This is a genomic window from Shewanella sp. T24-MNA-CIBAN-0130, from assembly GCF_040310185.1.
In the GTDB taxonomy this organism is placed as follows: domain Bacteria; phylum Pseudomonadota; class Gammaproteobacteria; order Enterobacterales; family Shewanellaceae; genus Shewanella; species Shewanella psychromarinicola.
The window spans coordinates 1-265 of the sequence record NZ_JBEOPP010000347.1; the positions used below are offsets into that span (position 1 = coordinate 1).

Here is a 265-nt window from a genome sequence, read left to right on the forward strand (position 1 = left end):
GAGCATACAACCCAAGTACAGGGGTTCCCACTAAGGTAGACATGTGCGCAGGCCCAGTGTCTGGACTCACTACAAGTGACGCCCCCTTTAATACAGTCAGCATCATATTAAGTGGCGTTTTACCGACCAAATTACGAACCTGCTCACCTCGATCAGCGACAATTAACCCTGCAAAGCTAGCCTCGTCGGCTGAAGGCCCACCCGTAATAACAGGAAGAATACCTTTCTCTAACAAGCGATCTAAAACCGCTTGATAACCTTCTAT

1 protein-coding gene is annotated in these 265 nt (G+C 48.3%); it reads right to left on the reverse strand.

Annotation, left to right across the window (positions count from 1 at the left end; translation table 11 throughout):
- The coding region (locus tag AAEZ02_RS22670) for a glycosyltransferase family 9 protein (protein WP_351125328.1) at positions 1-265 on the reverse strand (265 nt) is incomplete at both ends.